A 25,053-nucleotide genomic window follows, 5' to 3' on the forward strand; every position below is an offset into this window, starting at 1 on the left:
CCGTGGCTCGGCCGGACCGTCGGCCCCCGCCGCTAGCGTCGGGTCCATGCAGAAGATCACCACCTTCCTCTGGTTCGACCAGCAGGCCGAAGAGGCCGCCGCCTTCTACACATCGCTCTTCCGCGACTCCCGCATCACCAACGTCACCCACTACCTCGACGGCGGCCCGGCGCCCGCCGGTTCGGTCATGACCGTCGAGTTCGAACTCGACGGCCGGCCGTACGCGGCCCTCAACGGCGGGCCCCAGTTCTCCTTCACCGAGGCCGTCTCGCTCCAGGTGGAGTGCGACGACCAGCAGGAGGTCGACGAGCTCTGGGCCAAGCTCACCGCCGACGGAGGCCAGGCGGGCCCCTGCGGCTGGCTCAAGGACCGCTACGGCTTCTCCTGGCAGATCACCCCGCGCGTCCTGCTGGACCTGATCGCCGACCCCGACCGCGCCAAGGCCGGCCGGGTGATGGCGGCGATGATGTCCATGGGGAAGATCGACATCCGGTCGCTGCTCGCCGCGGCCGAGGGCTGAGGCGCCATGACCCCCGCCGCCGTCCGCACCACCGTCTACCTGCACGCCACCCCCGAGCGGGTCTGGCACGCCCTCACCAGCGCCGACGAGTCCGCCGTCTACTGGGGCCACCGCAACGTCTCCACCTGGCTCCCCGGCGCCCCCTGGGAACACCGGCGCACGGACGACTCCGGCACCGCCGACGTCACCGGCACCGTGGAAGCCTCCACCCGCCCCCACCACCTCGTCACCACCTGGTACTCCCCGGGCACCCCGGACCCGGCCGGCCCGTCCCGGGTCACCTTCGGGATCGAGGGCTGGCAGGACCTCACCCGCCTCACCGTGACCCACGAGAACCTCGCCGACGAGACCGGGGCGGAGCAGGCCGCCGCCGGCTGGTCGGCCGTCCTCGCCAACCTGAAGACCTACCTCGAAACCGGCCACCCGCTGCCGCAGCAACCGTGGCTCATGCCTTAGCGACTATCGCCCGGTGCTCGTGGCCGGGCGGGGGCGCTCGCCGCGGAGCCACCTGCGCAGGCCGGCGAAGCGGGAGAAGCGGGCCCGGTTGGCCACGGAGGCGCGGTCCAGTTCCTCCATCAGGCGGCGGCCGCGGTGCTCCAGGTCCATCTCGTCGAGGATGCGGTCCACCTCGGCCAGGAGCGCGCCGTGCAGCTGCCAGGCCTCGGGGTGCTCCCGGACCTGGCGCAGGAGGAGCTGGGCGACGTTCTCCCGGCAGGTCCAGGCGGCCGCGAGTTCGGCGGCCAGGCGTTGCTCGGCCTCCTCGGCGTTGCGGCTCACCTGGGTCGTGACGAGGACGGCGAAGCTGACCATCGCACCGCCGATGTGGGCCAGCAGTTCCTCCAGGGCCACGGCGACGTCCGGTTCGAACAGGCGCTCGCCGGGCTCGCGGCGCTTGGCCAGGTCGGTCAGGGAGCGGGCCAGGACGCGGATGACCACCACGCAGATCTCCAGCGTGTCCAGACCGGTGCGCAGCACCAGGCGGGAGAGGAGTCCCTCGCTGATCCGGGGGTTGAAGCGGAGGCTGTCCTCGGCCTGGCGCAGGGCCGCGTCGACCTCGGCGATCGCCTGGTCCAGGCGGCGGGCCTCGTGGAGGCGTTCGGCGGCGACGGCGACCGGGGTGGGGCGGCCCAGCTCCTCGGCGATGTCCAGGAGCAGCTGCCGGGCGCGCCGGGCGAGGTCCTCGATCGAGGCGCCGGCGGTGTCGACCCAGACGGGCGGGGCGAACAGCAGGTTGAACAGGAGGCCGACGGCGGCGCCGATCAGCGTCTCCAGGACCCGGTCCCAGGCCTGGGAGGCGAGCTTGGTGACGCCGAGGATCAGCATCGCGCTGATCGCGACCTCCTGGACGAACTCCTCGACCCGCACGAAGCGGCCGATCGTCAGCGAGGCCAGGATGATCAGCCCGAGGCTCCACCAGGAGAGCCCCACCACGGCGCTGAACCCGATCGCGATGAGCACGCCGACGACCACCGAGTTGACCCGGCGGATGCTGGTCTTGAGCGTCGAGTAGACGGTGACCTGCACCACCAGGAGCGCGGTGAGCGGCGCCGTGAGCGGGGCCGGCTCGCTGCTCAGCCGCGTCGCCACCGCGTAGGACAGGGTGGCCGCCACGGTCGCCCGGACGGTCTGGACGACGAACGGTTCTCGGGCGCCACGGCGGACGGCGGCCGTGAGGGACTCCGGGAGGATGGCCATGAGGCCCTTCTTTCCCCGCAGCCGGTGTTCACACCGCCGATCGCGCCGGAGGGCACCCGGTTGCCCGCTGCAGGATCGGGAAACTGCCGCGTCAGGGGTTGCGGCGGTCCAGGCGCAGCTTCCAGGGGGCGAGGGCGGACTCGACCTGGACGCCGATGCTCATCTTGGACGCGCCCTCGACGCGTTCCTCGAAGCGGATCGGGACCTCGCGGATCGTCATGCCGCGCTTGACGACGCGGTAGTTCATCTCGACCTGGAACGAGTAGCCGTTGCTCTGGACGGTCGGCAGGTCGATGGCCCGCAGCGTGTCCGCCCGCCAGGCCTTGAAGCCGGCGGTGGCGTCGCGGACGCCGAGGCCGAGGATGGTGTTGACGTAGAAGTTGGCCCACGCGGAGAGGGCCTTGCGGTGCCACGGCCACTCCGAGGCGGTCGAGCCGCCGGGCACGTAGCGGGAGCCGAGCACCACGGCGGTGTCGCCGGTGAGGAGGGTCCGGACCATCTCGGGTATCGCCGTGGCCGGGTGCGACAGGTCGGCGTCCATCTGCACGACGACGTCGGCGCCCTCGTCGAGGGCGCGGGCCATGCCCGCGAGGTAGGCGCGGCCGAGGCCGTCCTTCTCGGTGCGGTGCAGGACGCCGATCCGGCCGTCCGCGCCGGCCGCCAGCTTGTCGGCCAGCTCGCCGGTGCCGTCCGGGGAGTTGTCGTCGACCACCAGCAGGTGCAGGTTCGGCACCGGCAGCTGTGCCAGCAGGCCCGCCAGGACCGGAAGGTTCTCCCGCTCGTTGTACGTGGGGACGACGACAACGACCTTGGGGGAGGCCTCGACCATGCTCTGTTCCCTACCCGCGCTCTCCGGCCGGACCCCGTGCCCCGCCTCACGGGCGTCCGTGATCTGCTGATCGGACCGTGCGAGTGTAGCCGTGCCGGGGGACGGCCCGGCCCCGGGGCCCCGGCCGGCGGGCGGGTGCGGCGGCGTCGGAGGTCGGTTCGACTGCGATGGACCGCCGGGGCTACTTCCCGCCGTAGACGGCGGCGAGGTTGTCGCTCGCGGGGTGGGTGCGGCCGGCCGGGCCGGCGGCGAAGGCGCGCAGGACGTTCTCGGTGACCTTGCGTACCAGGTCGCCGGCCTTGGCGTCGATGCCGTGGTCGGCGCCGGTGCCCCCGGGGCCGCGCGCGTCGAGCGTCTCCACCCAGCGCATCGTCCCGGTGGCGAACACCCCGGCGCCGCTCGGGACGGTGTGGTAGGCGGTGTCGGCGTGCGAGCGGCGGCCCTCGCAGACGACGGGGGAGTGGGCGATGACCTCGATCGGGCGCGGGACGGGGAAGGCGGTGTCCACCTTGTCGTACTCGACGCCGACCAGGTGCGGGAAGGACGCGCCCGCGGCGACGCCGGTGCCCGCGAACGCCCAGTGGTCGGGCGCGCCGACGACGTAGGGCGCGTCCACGGGGTAGCCGTCGTAGATGACGCCGAGCATCGAGCTCTCCGGGTCGGCGCCCGGGCCGGTGCGGAAGTCGGTGGTGGCCGGGGCTCCCGCCTGGTACCCGGGGTCGCTCGCCCAGGCGTCCTTGTAGCAGACCACCGTGCGGTCCGGCCCGAGGTCGGTGGGCTCGAACCGGACCCGGCGGAAGCAGCAGTTCGCCCCCAGGAAGGCCACGTTGGTGCCGGCGTCGCGGGCCGCGACGACGTTGGCGCGCTGCTCGGGGGACCAGTACTCGTCGTGACCGAGCGACAGGACGGCGGTGGCGCCGCGCAGCAGCGCGGGCTCGCGGGCGACGTCGATCCCGGTCGTGTACGCGAGCGGGATGCCGAGCTGCTCGGCGAAGGAGACCAGCGGCGCCTCGTAGACCAGGAACAGTCCGGCGCCGTGGTCGTAGTCGTACGGGCGGTCGAAGACGACCTTCAGCGAGCGGGTGGCGAGGCCGCCGGTCGGGCCGTTGTAGAGGCTGTACCCGCCCCACTCGTTGTAGGCCTGCCACGTCGCCGGGGCGCTCACCACGACCGTCCTCCCGGCGGTGACGGCCGAGCGGACGGTGAGCGGGACGTAGCGCTGGCCGGAGCCGTCCTCGGCGTCCAGGCGCAGCAGGTACGCGCCCTCGGGCCAGCCGGCCGTGTCGACGGCGAGGGTGCGCTGCCAGCCGGTGAGGACGGTGCGGGTCGTGCCGTCCACGTGCGGCGCGGGCTGCTTGGCGCCCGGCACGTGTTCGCGGCGCCACACCAGGCGGGCGCGGGCGCCGCCGTACCAGCCGATCCGGTAGGCGGAGACGGTGAACGCGGGGGCCGGTGTGGAGACGTGCAGGCCGACGGGCTCGCCGGGCAGGACGCTGACGCGGTCGGCGAAGCCCTCGATGGCGCCGGCCGGGCCGGGGTTGGTGATCTCCCAGTCGGCGTTGCCGGGCAGTGACTGCTCGGGCTGGTGGTCGTCCTTGAGGCCGGCCCGCTGCGGGGTCGCGCCGGTGGGGTCGGGGGAGGGCGCGGGGCTCGCGGGTTCGTCGGAGTGGTGGGTGCCGCAGGAGGTGAGGGCCGCGGCCATCAGGCCCAGACCGAGGACCCCTCGTCGGCTCGGTTCCGCCCGCTGGTCCGCCACGTCGGCCTCCCGGTTGCCCGTCTCGGTGTTCTCTACCCGCTCGCCCGTGCGTCAAGGCGCGCGCACATCCTCACTCTTTCCGGTCATGGTCTCCCACCCGCCGCGCCGGGCGTACGACGGGTTCGCGCGCCCTCGCCGCACGTCCCGCGCCCGTGCGCCACCGGAGAGGGCCGTCCGGGGGCTCCCCGGCGCGTCCGGTCGCGCGGTTCCCCTGCGGCGCCGATCCGGTCCCTTAGCCTGACCGGGCCGTCCGCCCGGCGGCCAGGGGGTCAGGAGCCGTGGCGGCCCGGCCGCGTCATCGACACATCGACACGAGTCATGGACAGGGGTGTACGTGGTTTCGTCGGGTACGGCCGACCCGGGGGTGGCCCCTCCGACACGCGGCACGAGGTTCCGGGCCTGGATGCTGGAAGGCCTGGCGGACATGGCCAAGCAGCATCCCGGGCCGCACGCGCAGGCCCCGCACGAGAAGGGCGCGGCCTGGTGGCGCGTCATGTGCCTGACCGGCCTCGACTACTTCTCCACCCTCGGCTACCAGCCCGGCATCGCGGCCCTCGCCGCCGGCCTGCTCTCGCCGGTCGCGACGGTCGTGCTGGTGCTCGTCACCCTCTGCGGCGCGCTGCCGGTCTACCGCCGGGTGGCCGTCGAGAGCCCGCACGGCGAGGGCTCGATCGCCATGCTGGAACGGCTGCTGTCGTTCTGGCAGGGCAAGCTCTTCGTGCTGACACTGCTCGGCTTCGCCGCCACCGACTTCATGATCACCATCACGCTGTCGGCCGCCGACGCCACCGCGCACCTGATCGAGAACCCCCACCTGCACAGCGCCCTGTCCGGCAAGCAGGTGCTGCTCACGTTGATCCTGGTGGCCCTGCTCGGCGCGGTGTTCCTCAAGGGCTTCAGCGAGGCGATCGGCCTGGCCGTCGTGCTCGTCGCCGTCTACCTCGCGCTCAACGTCGTGGTCGTCGTCAACGGCATCTGGCACCTGTTCAAGACCCCGCACGTGTTCGGCGACTGGACCGACGGGCTGACCGCCGAGCACGGCAACGCCTTCGCGATGATCGGCGTGGCGCTCATCGTCTTCCCCAAACTCGCCCTCGGCCTCTCCGGGTTCGAGACCGGCGTCGCCGTGATGCCCCACATCGAGGGCGACCCGGACGACACCGAGGAGAAGCCGACCGGGCGGATCCGCGGCGCCCGCAAGCTGCTCACCACCGCGGCCGTGATCATGAGCGTCTTCCTCATCACCACGAGCCTCATCACGACCCTGCTCATCCCGAAGGACGCCTTCAAGACCGGCGGCCCGGCCAACGGGCGGGCGCTCGCCTACCTCGCCCACGAGAACCTGGGCAGCGCCTTCGGCAGCGTCTACGACCTGTCGACCATCGCCATCCTCTGGTTCGCCGGCGCCTCCGCGATGGCCGGGCTGCTGAACCTCATGCCGCGCTACCTGCCCCGCTACGGCATGGCCCCGCACTGGGCGCGCGCCGTGCGGCCGACGGTCATCGTGCTCACCCTGATCGCCTTCCTCGTGACCTGGATCTTCGACGCCAACGTCGACGCGCAGGGCGGCGCCTACGCGACCGGCGTGCTGGTGCTGATCAGCTCCGCCGCCGTCGCCGTCACCATCGCCGCCCGCAAGGCCAGGGAGAAGCGCTGGACCGTCATCTTCGCGGTGATCGCCGCGGTCTTCCTCTACACCACGGTCGTCAACGTCGTCGAACGGTCCGACGGCGTGAAGATCGGCGCCTGCTTCATCGCCGGGATCATGCTGGTCTCCTTCCTCTCCCGGCTCAAGCGCGCCTTCGAACTGCGCGTCACCGACGTCGTCCTGGACGAGACGGCCGAGCGCTTCGTGCGCGACTACACCCACCGGCCGCTGCGGCTGATCGCCAACGAGCCGAACAGCCGCGACCTCGCCGAGTACCGGGACAAGATCCGCCAGATCCGCGCCGACAACGACATCCCGGCCGAGGACGACCTCGTCTTCGTCGAGGTCACCGTGCTCGACCCGTCCGACTTCGAGGCCGAACTGACCGTCCACGGCGAGGTGCTGCACGAGCGCTACCGGGTGCTCGCGCTGGAGAGCTCCAGCGTGCCGAACGCGCTGGCGGCGCTGCTGCTCCGGGTCAGGGACCTGACCGGGCAGCAGCCGCACATCTACTTCGAGTGGACGGAGGGCAACCCCTTCGCCCAGTTCCTGCGGTTCTTCCTGCTCGGGCAGGGCGAGATCGCGCCGGTCACCCGCGAGGTGCTGCGCGAGGCCGAGCCCGACCGCAGCCGCCGCCCGGCCGTGCATGTCGGCTGACGGGCCGCTCGGCCGGGAGCCGGATGAAGCCCCTAACGGTTCGGCCGGGACTTGGACCAGGCCGGTGCGACGAAGGCCACCAGCGCCACCGCGAAAGCCAGTTGGAGGATGTGCCGGATCCAGTCGATGCCCGACGTGTGGCGCACGCCGACCCAGCCGGAGACCGCGTTGCCGAGCCAGGCGCCGGCGGCACCGAGCAGCATCGTCAGCCACCACGGGATCGACTGCGGCCCGCGCAGGATGAGCTTGGCCAGCACGCCCAGGACGAAGCCGATGAGCAGAATCCACAGGAGCTGGAACATCGCAGTCCACCTTTCGGGCGGGGCCGCCCCGTCGGGGTCCGTCCCATGATCGCCCGATTCGGCCGGACGGGCACCTCGGCGGGCCGCGCCGCTGGTCAGCGGGCCGCCGAGGTGAGCGCGGCGCCCGTGCCGGGGTCGAAGACGTGCATCCGGGCGGTGTCCACCCACAGCTCCAGCGGGCGGCCCTCGGCGGCCCGCGTGGCGGTGCCGATCCGGGCCACCACCTCGGGGCCGGCGTCGGCGCCCGAACCGGCACCGTTCCGCGCGGTGAAGTGCACGAACACGTCAGAACCGACCGACTCCAGCACCTCGACGCCCACCGTCACCGTCCGCCCGCCGCGCCGCTGCTCCAGCAGCGCCGCGTCCTCGAAGTGCTCGGGGCGGATGCCCACGACCACTCGGCGCGGCGCGTCGGCCTCCTCCAGCCGCCGCCGCAGCCGGTCGTCGAGGGGCAGCTCGCCCAGCGCGGTGCGCAGCGCACCCTCCTCCAGGGTCGCGTCCAGGACGTTCATGGCGGGCGAGCCGATGAAGCCGGCGACGAACAGGTTCACCGGGCGGTCGTAGAGCTCCTGCGGTGGGCCGACCTGCTGGACGACGCCGCCGCGCATCACCACGACGCGGTCGCCCAGCGTCATCGCCTCGACCTGGTCGTGGGTGACGTAGACCGTCGTGGTGCCGAGGCGGCGCTGGAGGCGGGAGATCTGGGTGCGCATCTGCACCCGCAGCTGGGCGTCCAGGTTGGACAGCGGCTCGTCCATCAGGAAGGCCTTCGGCGCGCGGACGATCGCCCGGCCCATCGCGACCCGCTGGCGCTGTCCGCCGGACAGCTGTGCCGGGCGGCGCTCCAGGTGCTCGGTGAGGTCGAGGACGCGGGCGGCCTCCTCGACCTTGCGGGCGATCTCCGCCTTGTCCGCCCTGGCCAGCCGCAGGGCGAATCCCATGTTCTGACGCACCGTCATGTGCGGGTAGAGGGCGTAGCTCTGGAACACCATGGCGATGTCCCGGTCCTTCGGCGCGAGGTCGTTGACGACCCGGCCGCCGATCCGCAGGGTGCCCGCGGTGATGTCCTCCAGGCCCGCGATCATGTTGAGGGTGGTGGACTTGCCGCACCCGGACGGGCCGACCAGGATCACGAACTCCCCGTCCGCGATGGTCAGATCGACGCCCCGCACGGCGACCGCGCCGTCCGGGTAGTGCTTGGTGAGTCCGTCCAGGACGAGCTCGGCCATCCGTCACCCCTTCACTGCGCCGGCGGTCAGGCCGGCCACGATGCGCCGCTGGAACAGCAGCACGAAGACCACGATCGGGACGGTGATCACCATGGCCGCCGCGGCGATCGACCCGGTCGGCTGCTGGAACTGCGAGCTGCCGGTGAAGAACGCGATCGCCGCCGGGACGGTCCGCGCGGCGCGGGTGGAGGTGAGCGAGATCGCGAACAGGAAGTCGTTCCAGCAGAAGATGAAGACGAGGATCGCCGTGGTGAACACCCCGGGCGCCGCCAGCGGGGCGATGACCAGCCGGAACGCCTGCCACGGCGTGGCGCCGTCGACCCGGGCCGCCTTCTCCAGGTCCCACGGGATCTCCCGGAAGAACGCGGAGAGGGTGTAGATCGCCAGCGGCAGCGAGAAGGTCGTGTACGGGATGATCAGACCGGGCCAGGTGTCGAACAGGCCCAGCACGCGCTCGATGTCGAAGAGCGGGGACACCAGCGAGATCGGCGGGAACATCGCGATCAGCAGCGACATGCCGATCAGCAGCCGCTTGCCGGGGAAGCGCAGCCGGGCGACGGCGTAGGCGGCCATGGTGCCGAGCACGACGGCGACGGTGGTCGCGATGACGGCGATGCCGACCGAGTTGAGCAGCGCGCGGGTGAACTCGGAGGTGCGGAAGATGCCGCGGTAGTTCTCCAGCGTCCAGCGGCGGGGCACGAAGTCACCGTCGGTGAGGGTGCTCGGATCCTTGATGGAGAGCGCGGCGATCCACCAGACCGGGAACAGCGCGTAGAGCACGACGACGGCGTTGACGATCGTCCACGCGGACCGGCGGCGGGTGTCGGCGTTCACCGGCGGTCCTCCCCGGCGCCCGGCGCCGCCGCGCCGAACACCGTGACGAAGACGAGGGCGATGGCCGCCACGCACAGGAAGACGAGGACCGAGATCGCCGAGCCGATGCCGAGGTTGAGGGCGGTGAACAGGTTGTCGTACCCGAGGATCGAGACCGAGCCGGTGTTGTCGGAGCCGCCGGTCAGCACGTAGATGTCGTCGAAGACGCGGAACGCGTCGAGCGTGCGGAACAGCAGCGCCACGAGGATCGCCGGCTTCATCAGCGGCAGGACGACGAGGCGCAGGCGCTGTGCCGGGCCCGCGCCGTCCACCTGGGCGGCGCGCAGCGTCTCCTCGGGCACCAGGGCGAGGCCCGCGAGCAGCAGGAGCGCCATGAACGGCGTCGTCTTCCACACCTCCGCGAGGATGATCAGACCGATCGCCTGCCAGTGGTCGGTGAGCGGCGCGCTGCCCGCCGGCAGCAGGGCGGCCAGGTAGCCGGTGCCCGGCGTCCAGGCGTACTGCCACGAGTACGCGGCGACGACCGTCACGATGCCGTACGGCACCAGGACGGCGGTGCGGACGGTGCCCCGCCACAGGACCGTCCGGTGCATCACCAGGGCGAGCGCGAGGCCGAGCGCGAGCTCGACCGTCACCGAGACGACGGTGATCACGACCGTCACCCACAGCGCCTGCCACCAGTACGGACTCGACAGCACGGCGGCGTAGTTGTCGAGCCAGACGAAGCGGGCGTGCTGCGGGAAGCGCAGGTCGTAGCGCTGGAGCGAGAGGTAGACGGCGTAGCCGACCGGGTAGGCCGTGACCGCCGCCATCACGAGGACGGCCGGGGCGCACAGCAGCCAGCCGAGGCGGCGCTCCTCGCGGGAGCCGGCGGACGCCTTGGCCGCGGCGGGCGTCGGTGCGGCGGGCGGCGGTGCGGTCACGGGATCAGCCCCTTCGAGCCGAGTGCGTCCTTGATCTGGCCGGACAGGTCGGCGACGGTGCGTTCCGGGTCCACGGCGGACGGCGGCGACAGCGCGTGGGCGATCGCGATCGAGACGTTCTGGTAGGCGGGCGTCCGCGGGCGCAGCGAGGCGTTGTCGAGGGCGGTGAGGACGTCGGCGGCGAAGGGGTAGCTGTCGGTCAGCTCCCGCGCGGTGTACAGGCTCCGGAGGGAGGGCGGCAGGCCACCCTTGAGCGCGTTGACGAGCTGGTTGTCGCGGTTGCGCAGGCAGAGCGTCGCCTCGTGGGCGAGGTCCGGGTGGTGGCCGTAGGCGCCGACGGCGAGGTCGATGCCGCCGATCGTGACGGCGGCCGGGCGGTCCGGGGTGACGGCGGGGTAGGGCGCCCAGCGGAAGTGGGGGAACAGGTCGGGGCGGTCGGCCTTCATCGCCGGGTAGACGAACGGGTAGTTGACCTCGAAGGCCGCCGTGCCGGACTCCAGGGCGAGCCGGTCCTGGTCCTCCATCTGGTTGGCGAGCGACGGGTCGGCGGCGGGGGAGCGGGCGAGGTCGCGGATGACGCCGGCCGCGGTGACGGCGGGCGGCCCGAGCGCCGGCGCGCTCGCGTCGGGGGTGAGCACCGAGCCGCCGGCGCTGCTCACGAGGGTGTTGAACCAGACGGTCAGGCCCTCGTACTGGGCGCCCTGCACCTCGACGTAGTGCGGCTTGCCCTGCTTGGCGAGGGCGTCCGCCTGCGCGAGCAGCTCGGTCCACGTTCGGGGCGGGGTGGGGGTCAGGTCGTCGCGGTACCAGAGGAGCTGGGTGTTGGAGTTGTACGGCGCGGCGTAGAGGCGGTCCTTCCAGGTGGCCGTCTCCAGTGCGGCGGGGAGGGTGTCGGCGGTGACCTCGTCCTTCTGCGCACCCGTCCACTCGCGGATCCAGCCCGCCTCCGCGAACTCCGGGGCCCACGTGACGTCCAGCCCCATGATGTCCACGCCCGCGTCGTGCGCGGCGAGCCGGCGGACGAGCTGCTGGCGCTGGCCGTCGGCGGTGCGCGGGAGCTTGTCGTACCGGATCGTGTAGCGCCCGCCGGAGGCCCGGCTGCAGGCGTCGGCGGCCTGTTGGAGGGCGCCGGAGTCGTCGGGGAAGTTGTACCAGTCGAGCGTCGCCGGGCCGGTGGTGGCGCTTCCGGTGCCGCCGCAGGCGGTCAGCAGGAACGCGAGCAGCACCAACTGCGGCCGTGGGCAACGGCGTTTCGGCATGTCACTCCCGGAACTCCCGGACGACCCCGGGCTCGACGGCGCGCGTCCCGCCACGCTAGGGCAACGGACGTGCACGGACGAGGACTTCGCGGCCGTGGCGCCGACCGGCGGTTGCGCGGCGGCAGTGCGCGCGCCCCGCTGAGTACGATGTGCCCCCAACGGGTCGAGCGTTCACGGGGGCCGGCATGACGGAGTTCGCGACTTTCGGGTGTGAGGCGTGCTGCGCCGAGGACGCGCTGGTGGCGCGGGAGCACCACTACAGCTACAGCGGGGTCCGGATCGAGAAGATGATCCAGGACGACTCGCACTTCATCGTCTCCGTCAAGCGCTGCGAGCTCTGCTCGCAGGCCTTCGTGAGTGTCTTCACCGAGTACGTCGACTGGGCTGCCTCCAACGACGCCCAGTACCGGACCGTGCTCCCCATCACGGACGCCGAGGCCGCCGACCTGATGGAGGGCCGCCTGACCCCGCACCAGGCCGGCGCCCTGGGCCGCGGCCGCCGCTACCTGCAGAGCGACTGGCCGAGCGACGCCGACGAACCGTCCGTCTACTGGAGTGGCGGGACCTTCGAGGTGCGGGAGGGCTACTGACGGGTTCAGTCCTCCAGGGCCGCCTCGGCCGCCGCGCGGACGTCGGGGTGGGGGTCGGCGGCCAGAGTGGTGAGGAGTTCGCGCGTGCCGGGGGTGGACCAGTTGTAGGCGGCCCATGCGACTGCTTCGCGGACGTCGGGGTGGGGGTCGGCGGCCAGAGTGGTGAGGAGTTCGCGCGTGCCGGGGGTGGACCAGTTGTAGGCGGCCCATGCGACTGCTTCGCGGACGTCGGGGTGGGGGTCGGCGGCCAGGGCGGTGACGAGCCCGCGCGCGCCGGGCGTGGACCAGGCGTTGAGGGCCTGGACGAGGGCTTGGCGGACTTCGGGGGCGGGGTGGTCGGCCAGGTGGGCCACGCGCTCGACGGGGCCCCGGCGGCGCAGGGAGAACCAGTGGAGGGTGTCGCGGAGCCGGGCGGGGTCTCCCGGGGTGCCGGCGGCGTCGATGCGGGCGAGGAGGACGCGTGCGGGTGGGGGCGGGCCGTCCAGGGGGTGCGGATTGCGTTCGCGCAGGCGGCGGCTGCCGTACCCGCCGAGGACCCGGCACCCGTAGCACGTGCAGGGGCGGGTGCCGTGGGCGTCCGGGACGTAGCGCCAGCCGGTGACCTGCGGGGCGGTGCGGATCCGGTGGATCTCGCGGGAGGCCACGGCGCGGGAGAGGAAGACCTCCCAGCCGCGCGGGTCCGGCAGCGCGCGGATCCGGTGCACGGCCTCGGCGGCCGTCATCGGGAGCTGGGCGTCCTTGGCGCGGTCCCGGTAGTGGCCGGCCAGGACCGGTTCGTCGTCGGGCAGGCGGACGTGCACCGCGACGAGCCCGCCCGGCCTGCCGAACCGGGCCAGCTCGCGCAGCCACTGGTGGGTCAGGGTGTACGAGGGCAGGACGGGGAAGCAGTACACGCCGCGCGCGCCGCCCTGGCCGCGGCTGTCGGCCCGGATGCCTGCGCGGCGGACCCGCGGTGCGTCCGCGGTCGAGGTCAGGTGCACGAACATCGCCATGGGGCGGCATCGTAGCGACCGCTCCCCGGCCGCTTCGAATGGATTTACGGCCGGGCGGCGCGTTGCTCGATCAGGGCCGCCAGGCCGTCCAGGATCCGGGCGAGGCCGAAGTCCAGGGCGTTGTCCCGGCCGCCCGGTTCGGCCATCGCGGCGGCGAGGGCGGGGTAGTCGTCGGCATGCTGCTGGACCAGCCCGCCCAGGATGGTCAGGAGTCGGGCCTCGGGGGAGCCCTCCGCCCCGGCGGCGCGCGCCTGCTGGACGATGCCGCGGACGTGTCCGGCGAGCAGGACGGCGGCGTCCATGCGCTCGGCGCCGGTCAGACCGTGGCCGTCCAGGGCGGACACGACCCGCTCCAGCCAGGCGAGTTCTTTCGGGCCCATCACGCGGGGTCCGACGGTGGCGTCGAGCAGCCACGGGTGGGCGACGAACGACCGTGTCAACTCCCGCGCCCAGGTGGCGAGGTGGTCCCGCCAGTGACCGTCCGCCGGTCCGGCCGGCGGCTCGGCCACAGCGAACTCGACCATCAGTGCGACGAGTTCGGCCTTGCCGGGGACGTACCGGTAGAGCGCCATCTTCGTGTAGTCGAGCAGTCCGGCGACGCGCTGCATCGAGACGGCGCCGAGGCCTTCCGTGTCCGCGACCTCGATGCCCGCCGCGGCGATCCGCTCCAGGCTGAGGGCCGGCTTCGGCCCGCGCGTGGGCTTGGCCGGCGGGCCCCAGAGGAGCCGGACGGTCTCGTTCGCCGGCTCGTCCACGTCTGCCGCCACGTCCGCTCCTCGGGCTCTTGCGTCCGGAATCAACTGTGTCTACCGTACACAGCAATGTAACTGTGTCTGATGGACGCAGTTGTGGACTCGTTCCGGACGGAGTGGTTTCCCGTGAGCACCAAGGTCCTGATCTCGGGCGCGAGCATCGCCGGCCCTGCCCTCGCCCACTGGCTCGGCCGGTACGGCTTCGACGTCACCGTCGTCGAGCTGGCCCCCGCGCTGCGCGGCGGCGGGCAGGACGTCGACTTCCGTGGCGCGACCCACCTGACCGTGCTGGAACGGATGGGCGTGCTCGACGAGCTGCGCGCGCTCGGCACCGGTGGCAGTCCGATCACCTTCGTCGGCCCGGACGGGCGCAGGCTCCTCCACCTGCCCGCCGAGTTCGCTGGCGGCGACGTGGAGGTCCCGCGCGGTGAGCTGGCCCAACTGCTGCACCGGCGCAGCTCCGACCGCGCCGAGTACGTCTTCGGGGACTCGATCACCGCGCTGGAGGAGACGCCGAACGGAGTCCGGGTGGCCTTCCGGCGCGGCGCGGAGCGCGAGTTCGACCTGGTGATCGGGGCCGATGGGCTGCACTCCACCGTCCGGCGCCTCGCTTTCGGCCCCGAGGATCGGTACGTCCGCCACCTCGGCTACTACGCGGCCACCTGGCAGTTGCCCAACGACACCGGCCTGGCGCCCGGTTCGGTCGGGCTGAACGTGCCCGGCCGGCTCGCCGCGGTCGGTGCCGACCACCGCGACCCGACCCGGGCCGGCGCCTTCTTCCTCTTCGCGTCCCCCGAGCTCGTCCACGACCGCCACGACCCGGGGCAGCAGAAGGAATTCGTCCGGTCCGCGTTCGACGGCCTGGGCTGGGAGGTGCCCCGGCTCCTGGAGAGCCTACGGGCCGCGCCCGAGCTGTACTTCGACTCGATCAGCCGGGCCGACGTCCCCGCGTGGTCGACCGGGCGGATCGGCCTGCTCGGCGACGCGGCCTGCGGCGCCACCATCGGCGGGATGGGCACCGGCACCGCCGTCGTGGCCGCGTACGTCCTCGCGGGCGAGCTGGCCCGGGCGCGCGGCGACCACTGCACCGCCTTCGCCCGCTACGAGCGCCTGCTGCGCGGCTATGCCCAGGGGTGCCAGAAGGGCGGGGACCGCACCGGCCCGTTCCTGGCGCCGCGCACCGCCGCCGGCCTGCGAGTGCGCAACGCGCTGCTGAACCGGCGGTGGGTGCTGGACCGGATGCTGGCGCTGGGAAAGCAGGTGAGCAGTGTCGAGCTGCCGGACTACGAGGCCGAGTCGGCGGTCGGGCGCTGAGGTCGGCCGGCGGAAGGGCGGTCAGCGGAGGGGCGGTCAGCGCAGTGGTGTGATGCGGGCGCCGTTGTCCAGGACGGCTTCGACCTGGGCGGTCGTGGGGGCCGGGCGTTCGAGGGCGAGGGTGTGGTCCGGGGCGGGGCGGTCGGCGGACCAGTCGGGGCCCTTGACGGTGAGCCGGGTGACGCGGCGGCTGCCGGCGGCGAGGAGGAACTCGGTGCCCTGCGGGGAGCGCCACCACGTGGAGCCGACGGTGTCCTGCTCGAAGCGGCTGCACGCCCGGCCCTGGCCGCCGCCGGTGCGCTGGGGGCCGCGGGCGGAGGGCAGCAGGACGGTGGTGGCGGCGCTGCCGTCGCCGTTCCAGCGGTCGGCGCGCAGGCACGTCCAGGCCGCGGTGCCCGCGTTCTGCGGCAGGGGCTGGACGGCGAACGCCCAGAGTTCGAGCTGTTTGACACCGGGTGTGGCGTCCGGGACGGCACACCCGCCGTGCGCCCAGGCGACGAGCGCGTCCGGCCCGGTGGCCTCGCGCGGTGCGCGCGCAGGGCCGGGGCCGCCGGTGGGGGTGGGGGTGCCCTGGGCGGGCGGCGGGGTGTAGGTGAGGTGGGCGGGCACGAGGCCGCCGACGTCGGCGAGGAGGAAGGTGTGCTTCTCGGCGACCACGGGGGAGGAGTGCAGCTGGAGCACGGTGGCACCCTGGCAATCGGAGAGGGCGCCGGTCGGCGCCGCCGCGGTGATGCCGTCCGGGTGGTCCAACGCGCGTGCGGGGGCGTCGGGTTGGTCGATCCGTCGGGTCTCGGCGGCGTCCACCCAGGGGGCCAGGAGGTAGCGGGCGGTGGTGCCCTGGCGGCGCAGCACGACGGCGCCCGCCGTCGTCACGTCGGAGTCGTCGGCGCGGGCGAGGTCCAGGCCGCCGCCGGGGCCGTCGGTGTAGCGGGCGAGGTGCGGGCCGTCGTACAGGACGACGACGGCGGTGCCGTCCACCGTGCCGGCGAACAGCAGGCTCGGCGTGGTGGCGGGCGGGGTGGCGTCGGCGCCGGGCTCGACGCGGGTCCGGGCGCCGGGGTGGGTCCAGGCGGCGAGGGCGCGGCCGAGCAGGGCGTCGTCGTCGCGGCGGTCGCCGCGCGCGGGCCAGGCGGTGAAGTCGAGCCGGGCGGTGTGCTGCCACTGGTCGGCCGGGACGTGGCCGAGCTTGGCCGGGTCGACGACCGAGCCGGCCGGGGCGACGACCAGCGGGCGGCTCGGCGGGGTGACGCCGGAGCCGCCGCCGAGGACGGCCGCGGTGGTGGTGAGGCCGAGGACGGCCACGGCGAGTGCGGCGGTGCGGGCGCGGCGACGGCGCAGCAGGTCGGTGGCCTGGACGCGGACGGCGCACGGGTCGAAGGCGGGCGGTTCCGTGTCCGCGCGCAGGCAGGCAACGGCCTCGATCGCGTCCTCCGGGCGCTCGACTCCCGCACGGCGCAGGACCTCCGCCACGCGCTCCGGCGTGAGCTCCTCGACCGCGCGCAGGGCGAACGCCACCCGCGCCGGCGCGGCGAGCCCGGCGAGCGCCCGGTCCAGCTCCGCGTCCGCCTCGTCGCCGTGCGGGGTGAACAGCCGCAGTCCCCACGCGCGGGGTGCCAGCAGCCGGTGGGCGGGGTGCGGGCGCAGGGCGGCGAGCAGGACGCGGTGGCGGAGCTCGCCGTAGACGGGGCCGTCGTCGACGCCGTCCGCCGGACCGGAGCGGCGGGTCCAGCGGGACGGCAGCGCGCGCTGGACGGCGGCGTGTGCGGCGAGCACCCGGCTGTGCCGGTCGCGGTCGGCGGGCAGGGCGAGGTAGGCGAGCCGGGCCAGCCGCCGGTAGTGGCGCACCAGGGCGGCCTCGGCCTGGGCCACCGGGTGCCGGGACGGCTGCGCGGCGGTGTCTGTCGGTCCTGCCAACGGGCCCTCCCCGGAGCATGATCGTGTCGTGGTGGACGGTCCAACGAGTCGATCATGTGATGGTTGCGCCGTTCGGGCCGGCGGATCGCCGTTCGGGCAGGCGGACCGGTGCGCGGGGCCCGGGACGAGGGCCCGGCCCTCCGCTGTCGGCACCGCGTTCGGACCGGGGGCCGTAGGTCCCACCCGTTCGGCCCCTTGGCCCCTGGCGATCGCCGCCGTCGGGGGCCATGCTGCGGGTACCGGCCGGAAGGAACCGTCCGGAGGAACCCGTTGGACGAGGTGAACCTGCGTTGCGGCATGCCACCGTCGAATCAGTGATGACCAGCCCGGTGGTCCGGGTCGCGCCCGAGACCGGCTTCCGGGAGATCGTCGCGCTGCTGACCGACTACGACATCACCGGCGTGCCGGTGGTCGACGCCGACGGCCGGCCGCTGGGCGTCGTTTCCGAGGCGGACCTGCTGCGCACCCTCGCCGCCCAGGAGGACACGGGCAGCCTGTTGCCGGCCCCGGAGTCGGCGCAGGCGGGGCCCGGCGGCACCGTCACGGCGGCGGACCTGATGACGACGCAGCCGGTCTGCACCACGCCCGGCACCAGCGTCGTCGCGGCGGCCCGGCTGATGAGCCGGCACGGGCTGAAGCGCCTGCCGGTGCTGGACGAGGACGGCCGCGTGATCGGCATGGTGAGCCGCGGGGACCTCCTGCGGGTGTTCCTGCGCGAGGACCGGGTGATCCGGCGCGAGATCGTCGAGGAGGTGCTCGGGCGGATCGACGGCGTCAGCCCGGCCGAGATCGGCGTGGAGGTGGACCAGGGCCGGGTGGTGCTCAGCGGCACCGTGCCGGAGCCGCACCTCGTGCCGATCGTGCTGAACCTGTGCCGCTCGGTGGACGGCGTGGTGTCGGTGACCGACCGGCTCGACTCCGGGGGCGCGACAGCCGTCGTCGGTTGATGGTTCGCCGTCAACTCCGGGTGGGAAAGCTGGAGTTGACGGTGCCCGTGGGAAGGGCCCGGATAGCCCGGTTCACCTCCGCATACTGCGGAGCGTATCGGGTAACTCACTCTGTGTGCCCGGCGGGCAGGACTGCCGGGTCGGCGGAGCACCGGGGAGGCGGCCGTGGCAGTCGTGTTCGACGCGGACTTCACTTCGACCAGGCAGTGGATCGCCGGGCGCAGCAGCGCGTATCCCCGGATGGGGCCGACGAACCGGAGCGACCACAAACTCGACTACCTCAGCCGCTCGTACTGCCCCGGGGGCGTTTTCACGGCTGCCCGCCGGCACGCGGGCGGGCTGTGGACGTGCAGCCTGCTGACCACCGAGGGCAGTCCCGAGGGCTTCCAGGTCCGCACCGGGGACGAGCTGTTGGCGCTCGTCACGCTGCCCGTCGACGTCGGCGCGTGGCCGGCGATCTGGACCTGGCGGGACGGCGGCAACGAGGTGGACGTCTTCGAGTACCACCCGGACCACCCTGACCTCCTGGAGGTCTCCAACCACGTCCGCGGCGGGTTCCGGTACTGGCACGGCGAGGGCAGCGGCATCGGCCCGGGCGCGACCTTCGGGATGCGCGTGGTGTTCGGCGCGCACTCGGTGGACTGGTACGTCGGGGACGAGCTCGTGTACGCCGACCTGCACGGGGTCGGGGCGGGCTGGCACGCGTACCTGATCGTCAACCTGTCGGTGGCGGACGGGGTGTACCACGACCGGCCGGCGGTCGGCGGGCCGGACCGGCTCAGCTGGGTGTGCCACAGCCTGACCGTGGAGAGATGAGCCCCGGAGCCGTCGGGGTGTTCGGGGCGTTCAGCTCGGTCGGTGTTCGGGCGGGAACGTGGCGATGATCGGACCGCGCGGGCCGGAGCGCTGGAACCAGACGACCCGGCGATGCCGGCCGATGTGCGCGGGGTGCGTCACGTAGAGGTCGTCGCGCGGGGCGGTCTCGTTGCCCGGCGCGAGGGCCGCGTCCACGGCGTCGGCGGCGATCGTGTCCAGCAGCGCGCGGGCGGTGGCCTCGGCGGCGGCCGGGGCGATGGCGAGCTCGGTGAGCTCGGCCCACAGCGCGGCGGAGACGTACGAGATCGGCGAGTGGCCGAGCGCGGGGTGCGGGCGGCCGTCCGGGTGGCGGCGGAGCACCCCTGCGGCGACGAGCTGCTCGGCGGAGCGCTCGCCGGCCGGTGTGTGGTGGTCCATGGGCCGAACGCTACCCCGGCCCGGAGCGCCGGTGGCGCCGGAACGTTTTCTCACGCTTTCCTCAGCGCACTTCGGGGGTCCGCGGGCGCACGATGGTGGTACTGGCGACAGTCACCTCGACAGGCCCGCCGTGGCCGGAGGAGGAGGTCCCGATGAGGCACTGGCACGGGTACGTGCACCACGGGCTGGGCGGCTGGGGCATCGGCCTGATGGTGCTCGTGATGCTGCTGGTCCTGGTGCTGCTGGTGCTCGCCGCCGTCGCCCTGTCCCGGTACGTCTCGCGCTCGCACCGGCCGCTGCCGCAGGGTGCGGCCGCCGCCGGAGCGCCTCGCGCGGGGATGACGGGGCCGACCCCGGAGCAGCTGCTCGCGGAGCGGTTCGCCCGCGGGGAGATCGACGCGGACGAGTACCGGCTCAGACTGGACACGTTGCGGTCCGCGAACGGGCCGGGTCCGGGGCCGGGCGGGTGAGGCGGGGGTACGGGCCGGGGCCCGCCGCATCGGGGGTGTGCGGCGGGCCCCGGAGGTCCGTGGCGGCGGTTCGCCGCGGCTGCCCGCTGCCGTGATCGGGTGATCGGGCGGGGCGGCGGCCGGACGGCTACTCGACGACGAGCTCGACCGGGATGTTGCCGCGGGTGGCGCGGGAGTACGGGCACACCTCGTGCGCCTGCTTGACCAGCAGCTCGCCGTTCTCGCCCGCGAGCGACTCGGGCAGCTCGACGCGCAGCACGACGGAGAGGCCGAAGCCGGCGCCGTCCTTGCCGATGGAGACCTCGGCGGTCACCGAGACCTCGCTGGTGTCGACCCGGGCCTGCCGGCCGACCAGGCCCAGCGCGCTGGCGAAGCAGGCCGCGTAGCCGGCCGCGAACAGCTGCTCCGGGTTGGTGCCCTGTCCGCTGCCGCCGAGTGCGGGCGGCATCGCCAGGGCGAGGTCCAGCTGTCCGTCGGAACTGACGGCGCGGCCCTCACGGCCGTTCGCGGTGGCGGCTGCGGTGTAGAGCGCGTCCATGATGCGTTCCCTTCTGCTGTTCCTGCTGGTCTGCTTCTTCCGGCTTCGCTCCCGCAGCGGTGCTCCGCTGCGGCGTCCTGCCGATGACAAGTAGAGCACGCAATTCAATTGCGCACAACTAAATCGCGTGAACCCGATCGGTACCATGGGTGCATGACCACGCCTCCCGGACACCCCGCCGCGTCGGACGAGCGCCTGCTCCGCCTCGACCAGCAGATCTGCTTCTCGCTGAACGCGGCCTCCCGCGCCTTCGGCGGCGTCTACCGGGTGCTGCTCAAGGACCTCGGGCTCACCTACCCGCAGTACCTCGTCATGCTCGTCCTGTGGGAGGACGGCGAACTGCCGGTCAAGCGGATCGGCGAGCGCCTGCGGCTGGACTCCGGCACGCTGTCGCCGCTGCTCAAGCGGCTGGAGGCGGCCGGCCTGGTGCGCCGCGAGCGCAGCCCGGAGGACGAGCGGTCGGTGACCGTCGCGCTCACCCCGGAGGGTGTCGCGCTGCGCGAGCGCGCCGGGCAGGTGCCGCGCCGGCTGCTCACCGCGACCGGGATGCCCGTCGAGGACCTCGCCGCGCTGCGCGTCCTGCTGGACCAGGTGACCGCGGCGCTGGACTCGGCGGCCGTCGAACCGGTCGAGTAGGCGCGGCCCGGCCCGGCGCGGTCGGCCGAGTGGGCTGGCGCGCCGCGGGTCAAGTCGGCGAAACCCTTGAGTGTGATCTGCGTCACTGTCTCGTCGGGCCGGTAGGCCGGACGGGCCGGAACCGGCAGGTCAGCGCGGGTGTCCGGAAGTGAACGGAAGCGGTCGATTATTGCCCACCGCTTCGGGTCAACAACCCGCTGCTCCGGGACGGTTACACCACGAGCCCCCCGCGGGGCCGTCGGCGTGCCAACCGGTGGGCCGGCCGACCGACTCACCGAAAAGGGGAAGCGCGTGCCGACCACCCCCGGGCCGGGCGAGGAGCACGACGTGCGGACGGACCCGCTCGACGGCCTTCCGGCCGACTTCGAGGCCTTCTTCACCCGCGAGAACCCCGGCTACCTCCGGTACGCGCAGCAGCGGCTGCGCCACCGCGAGGACGCGCAGGACGCCGTCCAGAACGCCGGTGCCGTGCTCTACCAGAACTGGCGCAGGGCCCTGGCCAGCGCCGATCCGCGGGCCTTCGCGTTCAAGGTCCTCAAGGACGCGATCGTGGACGTCCTGCGCGAGCGCCACCGCGCCGAGCGCAAGCGGCTCCGGGTGATCGCCCAGCGGCGCCCCGACACCAGCCAGGACGAGCTGGAGGAACTCGCCGAACTCGACGCCCTGGACTGGGCGATGGACGAACTCGCGCGCAGCGCCCCGGTCCAGGCCGACGTCGTCCGGCTGCGGCAGGCGGGCCTCTCCTACCCGGACATCGGCCGCGCGCTCGGCATCGCGCACACCACCGCCCGCACCTACTACAGCCTCGGGCGGCGGCACCTGGAGTACCTGCTGGAGCACGCCAGTGGCGGCGAGTCGGGCGAGGGGCGGGCGGCGGAATGAACCTCGGCGACCTGCTGCGGGCGGACTCCGCCGGGCTGGAGAGGGAGTTCCGCGACCACGACCCGGCGGACTTCACCCGGCGCCTCGCCGACCGGCTCGCGGCCGACGGCCCGGAGGGCGGGCGCCCGGCCGCCGAGCGGCCGGGCACGGGCCGGGACCGCACCGTCCGCCCGGCCGCCGGCCGCCGCACCGGCGCGGCCCGCCGGGACGGCGCGGGGCGCGCGGAACTCCGGCGCGACCTGCGGCACTTGTGCTGGGGCGTGGCGGGCACGGTCGAGCCGTGCGAACTCGCGCTGGACCTGGAGCTCGCCGAGAAGGCCGCCTTCCGGACCCTCGGCTGCCTGCTCTACGGCATGGACCGCACCGCCGACGCCGTGTTCTGGTGGCGGATCGCCGCGCAGTACGGCGACCAACTCGCGGTCCACTGCCTGGCGGTGCACTACGCGGCCGAGGGCGAGGACGGCGACGCGGCCCGCTGGGCCGTCCAGGCGCAGGACCTCAGCGCCCCGGGCCGGCTGCCCGCCCTCGCCCCCGACGTGCGGCCGGACGGGGCCGCGGAGCTGGTGCGGCTGCTGGCGGAACGTTTCGACGGCGAGATCGTGCTGACGCTCCGGGAGATACCGGCCGCGGTGAGCCCACGGGCGGACGACGGCCGGCTGGGCGTGCGGGCGGTGCGGGGGAGGGGGCCGGCGCGGATCCGCTGACGACGACGGCCCCCACCCGCCCGCACGTGACGTGGGGGCGGGCGGGGGCCGATGGCCGTGGGCAGCCGGTGGCTAGCCCTTCTTGGAGATGAAGTCGAACAGGCCGGCCGCCACGTCGTCCAGGTACGGACCGGCCTGGTACTTCAGCGCGTCGTTGCCGACCGACACGTTGCTGACCAGGGCCGGCTTGCCGTCCTTGGTCGACAGCCAGCCGCCGCCGCTCGAACCGCCGGTCATCGAGCAGCCGATCGCCAGCATCGGCGGGCGCGACGGGTCGAAGGACATCCGGGACGGCTTGCCGCCTGGGCAGTGGTTCAGCTCCAGCCCGTCGAACGGGGGAGCGGCCGGGTAGCCGTAGTTGGTGATGTTGAGCTGGTCGCGCGGGGCGTTGAACCAGACCGGCACCGCGCCGCCGACCGTCTCCTCCAGCGACTTGCCCGTGTCGTTCTCCGGCTTCACCCGCAGGATCGCGAAGTCGTACTGGGCGGCCGGGCCGACCTCGCCGCCCTCGGCCTCCCAGACCGGGGAGGTCACGTGGTTGACGGCGCCCCACTCGCCGTACGGCGCGTACTGCGAGACGTCGGTCGGACGCTTGCCGCCGCTGACGGCGCCGCCCGCGTTGAAGTCCGGGATGAAGACGATGTTCTCGTTGAACGTCGAGCCCTTGCCCTGGTGGGCGCAGTGCCCGGCGGTCCACACCAGGTTGCTCTTGCCCGGGTGCGCCGGGTCGGCGACCACGGTGCCCGAACACACGTAGTGCTGGCCGAGCTTGCCCGGGTCGAGGGTCGCGGCGCCGGGCTTGTCGAAGAAGATCTTCCCGAACACGGCCAGGTTCTTGGCGTACGGGTGGGCGTCCGCCTGGGCCTCGACGCTCTGCGGCGGGGCGTCGTTGCCGCCGTCGGCGGGCGGCTGGGTGCTCGCGCCGGTGGGCTGCGCGGTCGGCTGCGGGGCCTGGGTGGGCTGGCCGGTGGGCGTGGTCGCCGGCGGCTTCAGCTGGTCGACCGGCTTGGCGGCGAGGAGCTTCTCGACGGTCCAGTAGCCCTTGGCGACGGCCGGGGCCGCGTAGTCCTTGGCCCACTTCTCCCAGTCAGCGGTCTTCCACTTCTTGAGGTCGTCGAGGTTGGCCGGCAGCCCGAGCCCGGGCGCCTTGCCGCTCGCGGCGGCGGTGGCCGTGGCGCTCGTGGCGGCCGCGGTCGCGGCCGTGGTGGCCGCCGCGTCACTGGAGCTGTTGTCCGGCCCGCAGGCGGAGGTGGCGAGGAGCGTCAGCGTCAGCGTGGACGCCGCGAGGGCGGCGCGCGCGGTGCGCTGGGTACGACGTATCGATGACATGGACGTTCGTGTCCCCCGTGGATGTCGGCCCGGCGTCGTAACGGCAGCGCCGGGTATTGCGCAGAGGAGTATGTCATCAACCGTCAGACCCGCGCACATTCGGTCGAAGTGGTGGATACGGGCCACCTCGCGGCTCTTGGGGGAGCGGCGTCGTTCGGGAACGGCGGGTCTGCTCGGCTCGCGCGGGGGCTGCGGGCTCGCGCGGGGGCTGCCCGGCTCGCGCGGGGTCTGCTCGGCTCGCGCGGGTTCAGGCGAGGCCGGTGAGGGCGTCGCCGAGGTAGGTGGTGCCGAGGACGGCCAGGACCGTCGTCGTGATCGCGGTGTGGTGGGCGGACATCCAGGCCTTCCACTCGCCCAGGGTGCGCGCGGAGCCGTCGCGGCCCAGGAGGTGCACCGCGAGCGGCAGCAGCGTGCACAGCGAGGCGATGAGCACCATCAACGTGCCGGCCACCGCCTTGCCCGCGCCGCTCGTCGGGCTCGCGGCGACGGAGGCGGCGCCGCCGACGGCCAGGACGACGTCCTTCGGGCTCGCGGCGGCGAGGGCCGCCCCGAGACGGGCCGATCGACCCGCGGTGAAGCGGCGCACCGAGCGCATCCAGCCCGGCGGCGCGTTGACGTGGCCCTCGCGCGGCCGGTCCCGCCACTGCCCGAGCGCCAGCAGCACGAGCAGCGTGCCCAGCGCGAGCTTGAGCCAGGACGACCAGGTGGGCTCGCCGCCGGGGGCCGGCCTGCTGCCGGCCGTCACGACGGCCGTCACGACGACCGCCACGATCGCACCCAGGGCGGCCGCCCGGCCCACCGTCAGGGCGAGCGCGTTGGCGCGACCGCGCCGAGCGGCCAGCATGAGGATCGCCGCGATCAGCGGACGCGGGCCGATCGCGATGCCCGCGGCCGACGCCAGCATCGCACCGACTGCCTCACCCATCCCCGCTCCCGCTCTGGACGACGGGGTCCTCCTCCGTCCATGGTCCGCCCCGGGCCGCCGTGGGCACAACGTCGGCGCGACGTCGGCACGACACCGCCACGACGCCGGCACGCGTCTTGCGCGGGTACGCGCGGGCGGCTTCGGACACGGCCGAGGGCCGTGGCACACGCGGTGC

26 protein-coding genes are annotated in these 25,053 nt (G+C 73.8%); 11 read left to right on the forward strand and 15 right to left on the reverse strand.

The features are described from left to right. The first annotated feature begins 46 nt into the window (after nucleotides 1-46). Together ACFVU9_RS06065 and ACFVU9_RS06070 are read left to right on the forward strand one after the other, a co-directional pair. Entirely contained in the window at nucleotides 47-520 is a 474-nt protein-coding gene (locus ACFVU9_RS06065) for a VOC family protein (protein ID WP_387590422.1), read from the forward strand. A 6-nt stretch (nucleotides 521-526) separates the two neighbouring features. Then, nucleotides 527-976, forward strand: a complete 450-nt coding sequence (locus tag ACFVU9_RS06070) for an SRPBCC domain-containing protein (RefSeq protein ID WP_387590425.1) — start codon at nucleotides 527-529, stop codon at nucleotides 974-976. 3 nt (nucleotides 977-979) lie between these two features. Here the strand turns inward: ACFVU9_RS06070 and ACFVU9_RS06075 are convergent, their stop codons facing one another. The 3 genes from ACFVU9_RS06075 to ACFVU9_RS06085 all read right to left on the reverse strand — a co-directional run bounded on the left by ACFVU9_RS06075 (nucleotide 980) and on the right by ACFVU9_RS06085 (nucleotide 4,746). Next, nucleotides 980-2,215 carry an aromatic acid exporter family protein gene (locus ACFVU9_RS06075; RefSeq protein ID WP_380439772.1) on the reverse strand — a complete coding sequence of 412 codons (1,236 nt, stop codon included), beginning with the start codon at nucleotides 2,213-2,215 and terminating at the stop codon, nucleotides 980-982. Between the two features lie 91 nt (nucleotides 2,216-2,306). Next, on the reverse strand, nucleotides 2,307-3,044 hold the full coding sequence (locus tag ACFVU9_RS06080; RefSeq protein WP_387590429.1) for a polyprenol monophosphomannose synthase: 738 nt from the start codon (nucleotides 3,042-3,044) through the stop codon (nucleotides 2,307-2,309). A 181-nt stretch (nucleotides 3,045-3,225) separates the two neighbouring features. After that, nucleotides 3,226-4,746 (reverse strand): N,N-dimethylformamidase beta subunit family domain-containing protein, encoded by a 1,521-nt coding sequence (locus ACFVU9_RS06085; RefSeq protein WP_387590617.1) that lies wholly within the window; start codon nucleotides 4,744-4,746, stop codon nucleotides 3,226-3,228. A 457-nt stretch (nucleotides 4,747-5,203) separates the two neighbouring features. On the opposite strand from ACFVU9_RS06085, the gene ACFVU9_RS06090 reads away from it, so the two are divergent. Then, nucleotides 5,204-7,105 (forward strand): amino acid transporter, encoded by a 1,902-nt coding sequence (locus ACFVU9_RS06090; RefSeq protein ID WP_387590432.1) that lies wholly within the window; start codon nucleotides 5,204-5,206, stop codon nucleotides 7,103-7,105. 32 nt (nucleotides 7,106-7,137) lie between these two features. Here ACFVU9_RS06090 and ACFVU9_RS06095 read toward each other — a convergent pair whose 3' ends face one another. From ACFVU9_RS06095 to ACFVU9_RS06115, 5 genes are all read right to left on the reverse strand, one after another. Continuing rightward, on the reverse strand, nucleotides 7,138-7,407 hold the full coding sequence (locus ACFVU9_RS06095) for a GlsB/YeaQ/YmgE family stress response membrane protein (protein ID WP_380439766.1): 270 nt from the start codon (nucleotides 7,405-7,407) through the stop codon (nucleotides 7,138-7,140). A gap of 95 nt (nucleotides 7,408-7,502) precedes the next feature. Beyond that, complete coding sequence (locus tag ACFVU9_RS06100) at nucleotides 7,503-8,636, reverse strand: ABC transporter ATP-binding protein (RefSeq protein ID WP_387590435.1); 1,134 nt, start codon at nucleotides 8,634-8,636, stop codon at nucleotides 7,503-7,505. 3 nt (nucleotides 8,637-8,639) lie between these two features. Continuing rightward, nucleotides 8,640-9,434, reverse strand: coding sequence for a carbohydrate ABC transporter permease (locus ACFVU9_RS06105; RefSeq protein WP_387590620.1), 795 nt, complete (start codon nucleotides 9,432-9,434; stop codon nucleotides 8,640-8,642). Between the two features lie 32 nt (nucleotides 9,435-9,466). Further along, entirely contained in the window at nucleotides 9,467-10,393 is a 927-nt protein-coding gene (locus tag ACFVU9_RS06110; protein ID WP_387590438.1) for a carbohydrate ABC transporter permease, read from the reverse strand. Next, entirely contained in the window at nucleotides 10,390-11,652 is a 1,263-nt protein-coding gene (locus ACFVU9_RS06115) for an ABC transporter substrate-binding protein (RefSeq protein ID WP_387590441.1), read from the reverse strand. The genes ACFVU9_RS06110 and ACFVU9_RS06115 overlap by 4 nt, the downstream gene beginning before the upstream one ends. A 185-nt stretch (nucleotides 11,653-11,837) precedes the next feature. Here ACFVU9_RS06115 and ACFVU9_RS06120 point away from each other — a divergent pair, with 185 nt between their 5' ends. Beyond that, complete coding sequence (locus ACFVU9_RS06120) at nucleotides 11,838-12,242, forward strand: hypothetical protein (protein ID WP_387590444.1); 405 nt, start codon at nucleotides 11,838-11,840, stop codon at nucleotides 12,240-12,242. A gap of 5 nt (nucleotides 12,243-12,247) precedes the next feature. Here ACFVU9_RS06120 and ACFVU9_RS06125 read toward each other — a convergent pair whose 3' ends face one another. Continuing rightward, the gene (locus ACFVU9_RS06125) at nucleotides 12,248-13,234 is read right to left on the reverse strand and encodes a HEAT repeat domain-containing protein (protein ID WP_387590447.1); all 987 of its coding nucleotides are present in this window, start codon (nucleotides 13,232-13,234) and stop codon (nucleotides 12,248-12,250) included. A gap of 44 nt (nucleotides 13,235-13,278) precedes the next feature. Beyond that, nucleotides 13,279-14,001: a TetR/AcrR family transcriptional regulator C-terminal domain-containing protein gene (locus ACFVU9_RS06130; RefSeq protein ID WP_387590450.1), complete on the reverse strand. Its 723-nt coding sequence runs from the start codon at nucleotides 13,999-14,001 to the stop codon at nucleotides 13,279-13,281. Nucleotides 14,002-14,112: 111 nt separating this feature from the next. On the opposite strand from ACFVU9_RS06130, the gene ACFVU9_RS06135 reads away from it, so the two are divergent. Next, nucleotides 14,113-15,300, forward strand: a complete 1,188-nt coding sequence (locus ACFVU9_RS06135; protein WP_387590453.1) for an FAD-dependent monooxygenase — start codon at nucleotides 14,113-14,115, stop codon at nucleotides 15,298-15,300. Between the two features lie 36 nt (nucleotides 15,301-15,336). Here the strand turns inward: ACFVU9_RS06135 and ACFVU9_RS06140 are convergent, their stop codons facing one another. Next, a complete protein-coding gene (locus tag ACFVU9_RS06140; RefSeq protein ID WP_387590456.1) occupies nucleotides 15,337-17,214 on the reverse strand; it encodes a hypothetical protein in 1,878 nt (625 codons plus the stop codon). 317 nt (nucleotides 17,215-17,531) lie between these two features. On the opposite strand from ACFVU9_RS06140, the gene ACFVU9_RS06145 reads away from it, so the two are divergent. Both ACFVU9_RS06145 and ACFVU9_RS06150 read left to right on the forward strand, forming a co-directional pair. Then, the gene (locus ACFVU9_RS06145) at nucleotides 17,532-18,161 is read left to right on the forward strand and encodes a CBS domain-containing protein (RefSeq protein ID WP_380439746.1); all 630 of its coding nucleotides are present in this window, start codon (nucleotides 17,532-17,534) and stop codon (nucleotides 18,159-18,161) included. A gap of 165 nt (nucleotides 18,162-18,326) precedes the next feature. Continuing rightward, nucleotides 18,327-18,977: a beta-glucanase gene (locus ACFVU9_RS06150; RefSeq protein WP_387590459.1), complete on the forward strand. Its 651-nt coding sequence runs from the start codon at nucleotides 18,327-18,329 to the stop codon at nucleotides 18,975-18,977. 30 nt (nucleotides 18,978-19,007) lie between these two features. Here the strand turns inward: ACFVU9_RS06150 and ACFVU9_RS06155 are convergent, their stop codons facing one another. Continuing rightward, complete coding sequence (locus tag ACFVU9_RS06155; RefSeq protein ID WP_387590462.1) at nucleotides 19,008-19,394, reverse strand: hypothetical protein; 387 nt, start codon at nucleotides 19,392-19,394, stop codon at nucleotides 19,008-19,010. 152 nt (nucleotides 19,395-19,546) lie between these two features. On the opposite strand from ACFVU9_RS06155, the gene ACFVU9_RS06160 reads away from it, so the two are divergent. After that, on the forward strand, nucleotides 19,547-19,864 hold the full coding sequence (locus ACFVU9_RS06160; protein WP_380495483.1) for a hypothetical protein: 318 nt from the start codon (nucleotides 19,547-19,549) through the stop codon (nucleotides 19,862-19,864). 127 nt (nucleotides 19,865-19,991) lie between these two features. Here the strand turns inward: ACFVU9_RS06160 and ACFVU9_RS06165 are convergent, their stop codons facing one another. Beyond that, nucleotides 19,992-20,402, reverse strand: coding sequence for an organic hydroperoxide resistance protein (locus tag ACFVU9_RS06165; protein ID WP_359958273.1), 411 nt, complete (start codon nucleotides 20,400-20,402; stop codon nucleotides 19,992-19,994). 153 nt (nucleotides 20,403-20,555) lie between these two features. On the opposite strand from ACFVU9_RS06165, the gene ACFVU9_RS06170 reads away from it, so the two are divergent. From ACFVU9_RS06170 to ACFVU9_RS06180, 3 genes are all read left to right on the forward strand, one after another. Further along, nucleotides 20,556-21,038 (forward strand): MarR family winged helix-turn-helix transcriptional regulator, encoded by a 483-nt coding sequence (locus ACFVU9_RS06170; RefSeq protein ID WP_380439739.1) that lies wholly within the window; start codon nucleotides 20,556-20,558, stop codon nucleotides 21,036-21,038. Between the two features lie 291 nt (nucleotides 21,039-21,329). Continuing rightward, entirely contained in the window at nucleotides 21,330-21,920 is a 591-nt protein-coding gene (locus tag ACFVU9_RS06175) for an RNA polymerase sigma factor (protein WP_380439737.1), read from the forward strand. Further along, nucleotides 21,917-22,624 carry a hypothetical protein gene (locus ACFVU9_RS06180; protein WP_380495479.1) on the forward strand — a complete coding sequence of 236 codons (708 nt, stop codon included), beginning with the start codon at nucleotides 21,917-21,919 and terminating at the stop codon, nucleotides 22,622-22,624. Before ACFVU9_RS06175 ends, ACFVU9_RS06180 begins: the two co-directional genes overlap by 4 nt. Nucleotides 22,625-22,696: 72 nt before the next feature. Here the strand turns inward: ACFVU9_RS06180 and ACFVU9_RS06185 are convergent, their stop codons facing one another. Together ACFVU9_RS06185 and ACFVU9_RS06190 are read right to left on the reverse strand one after the other, a co-directional pair. Next, on the reverse strand, nucleotides 22,697-23,953 hold the full coding sequence (locus ACFVU9_RS06185) for a hypothetical protein (RefSeq protein WP_387590468.1): 1,257 nt from the start codon (nucleotides 23,951-23,953) through the stop codon (nucleotides 22,697-22,699). A 247-nt stretch (nucleotides 23,954-24,200) separates the two neighbouring features. Further along, nucleotides 24,201-24,878, reverse strand: a complete 678-nt coding sequence (locus tag ACFVU9_RS06190) for a GAP family protein (protein ID WP_387590471.1) — start codon at nucleotides 24,876-24,878, stop codon at nucleotides 24,201-24,203. Nucleotides 24,879-25,053 lie beyond the last annotated feature (175 nt).

The sequence above is a fragment of the Kitasatospora sp. NPDC057936 genome, assembly GCF_042887525.1.
Classification (GTDB): domain Bacteria; phylum Actinomycetota; class Actinomycetes; order Streptomycetales; family Streptomycetaceae; genus Kitasatospora.

Bases quoted from the DNA above. Each gene is read 5' to 3' on its own strand.
- ACFVU9_RS06065 (WP_387590422.1), top strand. From the start codon at position 47: ATGCAGAAGATCACCACCTTCCTCTGGTTCGACCAGCAGGCCGAAGAG.
- ACFVU9_RS06070 (WP_387590425.1), top strand. From the start codon at position 527: ATGACCCCCGCCGCCGTCCGCACCACCGTCTACCTGCACGCCACCCCC.
- ACFVU9_RS06075 (WP_380439772.1), bottom strand. From the start codon at position 2,215: ATGGCCATCCTCCCGGAGTCCCTCACGGCCGCCGTCCGCCGTGGCGCC.
- ACFVU9_RS06080 (WP_387590429.1), bottom strand. From the start codon at position 3,044: ATGGTCGAGGCCTCCCCCAAGGTCGTTGTCGTCGTCCCCACGTACAAC.
- ACFVU9_RS06085 (WP_387590617.1), bottom strand. From the start codon at position 4,746: ATGGCCGCGGCCCTCACCTCCTGCGGCACCCACCACTCCGACGAACCC.
- ACFVU9_RS06090 (WP_387590432.1), top strand. From the start codon at position 5,204: ATGCTGGAAGGCCTGGCGGACATGGCCAAGCAGCATCCCGGGCCGCAC.
- ACFVU9_RS06095 (WP_380439766.1), bottom strand. From the start codon at position 7,407: ATGTTCCAGCTCCTGTGGATTCTGCTCATCGGCTTCGTCCTGGGCGTG.
- ACFVU9_RS06100 (WP_387590435.1), bottom strand. From the start codon at position 8,636: ATGGCCGAGCTCGTCCTGGACGGACTCACCAAGCACTACCCGGACGGC.
- ACFVU9_RS06115 (WP_387590441.1), bottom strand. From the start codon at position 11,652: ATGCCGAAACGCCGTTGCCCACGGCCGCAGTTGGTGCTGCTCGCGTTC.
- ACFVU9_RS06120 (WP_387590444.1), top strand. From the start codon at position 11,838: ATGACGGAGTTCGCGACTTTCGGGTGTGAGGCGTGCTGCGCCGAGGAC.
- ACFVU9_RS06125 (WP_387590447.1), bottom strand. From the start codon at position 13,234: ATGGCGATGTTCGTGCACCTGACCTCGACCGCGGACGCACCGCGGGTC.
- ACFVU9_RS06145 (WP_380439746.1), top strand. From the start codon at position 17,532: ATGACCAGCCCGGTGGTCCGGGTCGCGCCCGAGACCGGCTTCCGGGAG.
- ACFVU9_RS06155 (WP_387590462.1), bottom strand. From the start codon at position 19,394: ATGGACCACCACACACCGGCCGGCGAGCGCTCCGCCGAGCAGCTCGTC.
- ACFVU9_RS06160 (WP_380495483.1), top strand. From the start codon at position 19,547: ATGAGGCACTGGCACGGGTACGTGCACCACGGGCTGGGCGGCTGGGGC.
- ACFVU9_RS06165 (WP_359958273.1), bottom strand. From the start codon at position 20,402: ATGGACGCGCTCTACACCGCAGCCGCCACCGCGAACGGCCGTGAGGGC.
- ACFVU9_RS06170 (WP_380439739.1), top strand. From the start codon at position 20,556: ATGACCACGCCTCCCGGACACCCCGCCGCGTCGGACGAGCGCCTGCTC.
- ACFVU9_RS06180 (WP_380495479.1), top strand. From the start codon at position 21,917: ATGAACCTCGGCGACCTGCTGCGGGCGGACTCCGCCGGGCTGGAGAGG.
- ACFVU9_RS06185 (WP_387590468.1), bottom strand. From the start codon at position 23,953: ATGTCATCGATACGTCGTACCCAGCGCACCGCGCGCGCCGCCCTCGCG.
- ACFVU9_RS06190 (WP_387590471.1), bottom strand. From the start codon at position 24,878: ATGGGTGAGGCAGTCGGTGCGATGCTGGCGTCGGCCGCGGGCATCGCG.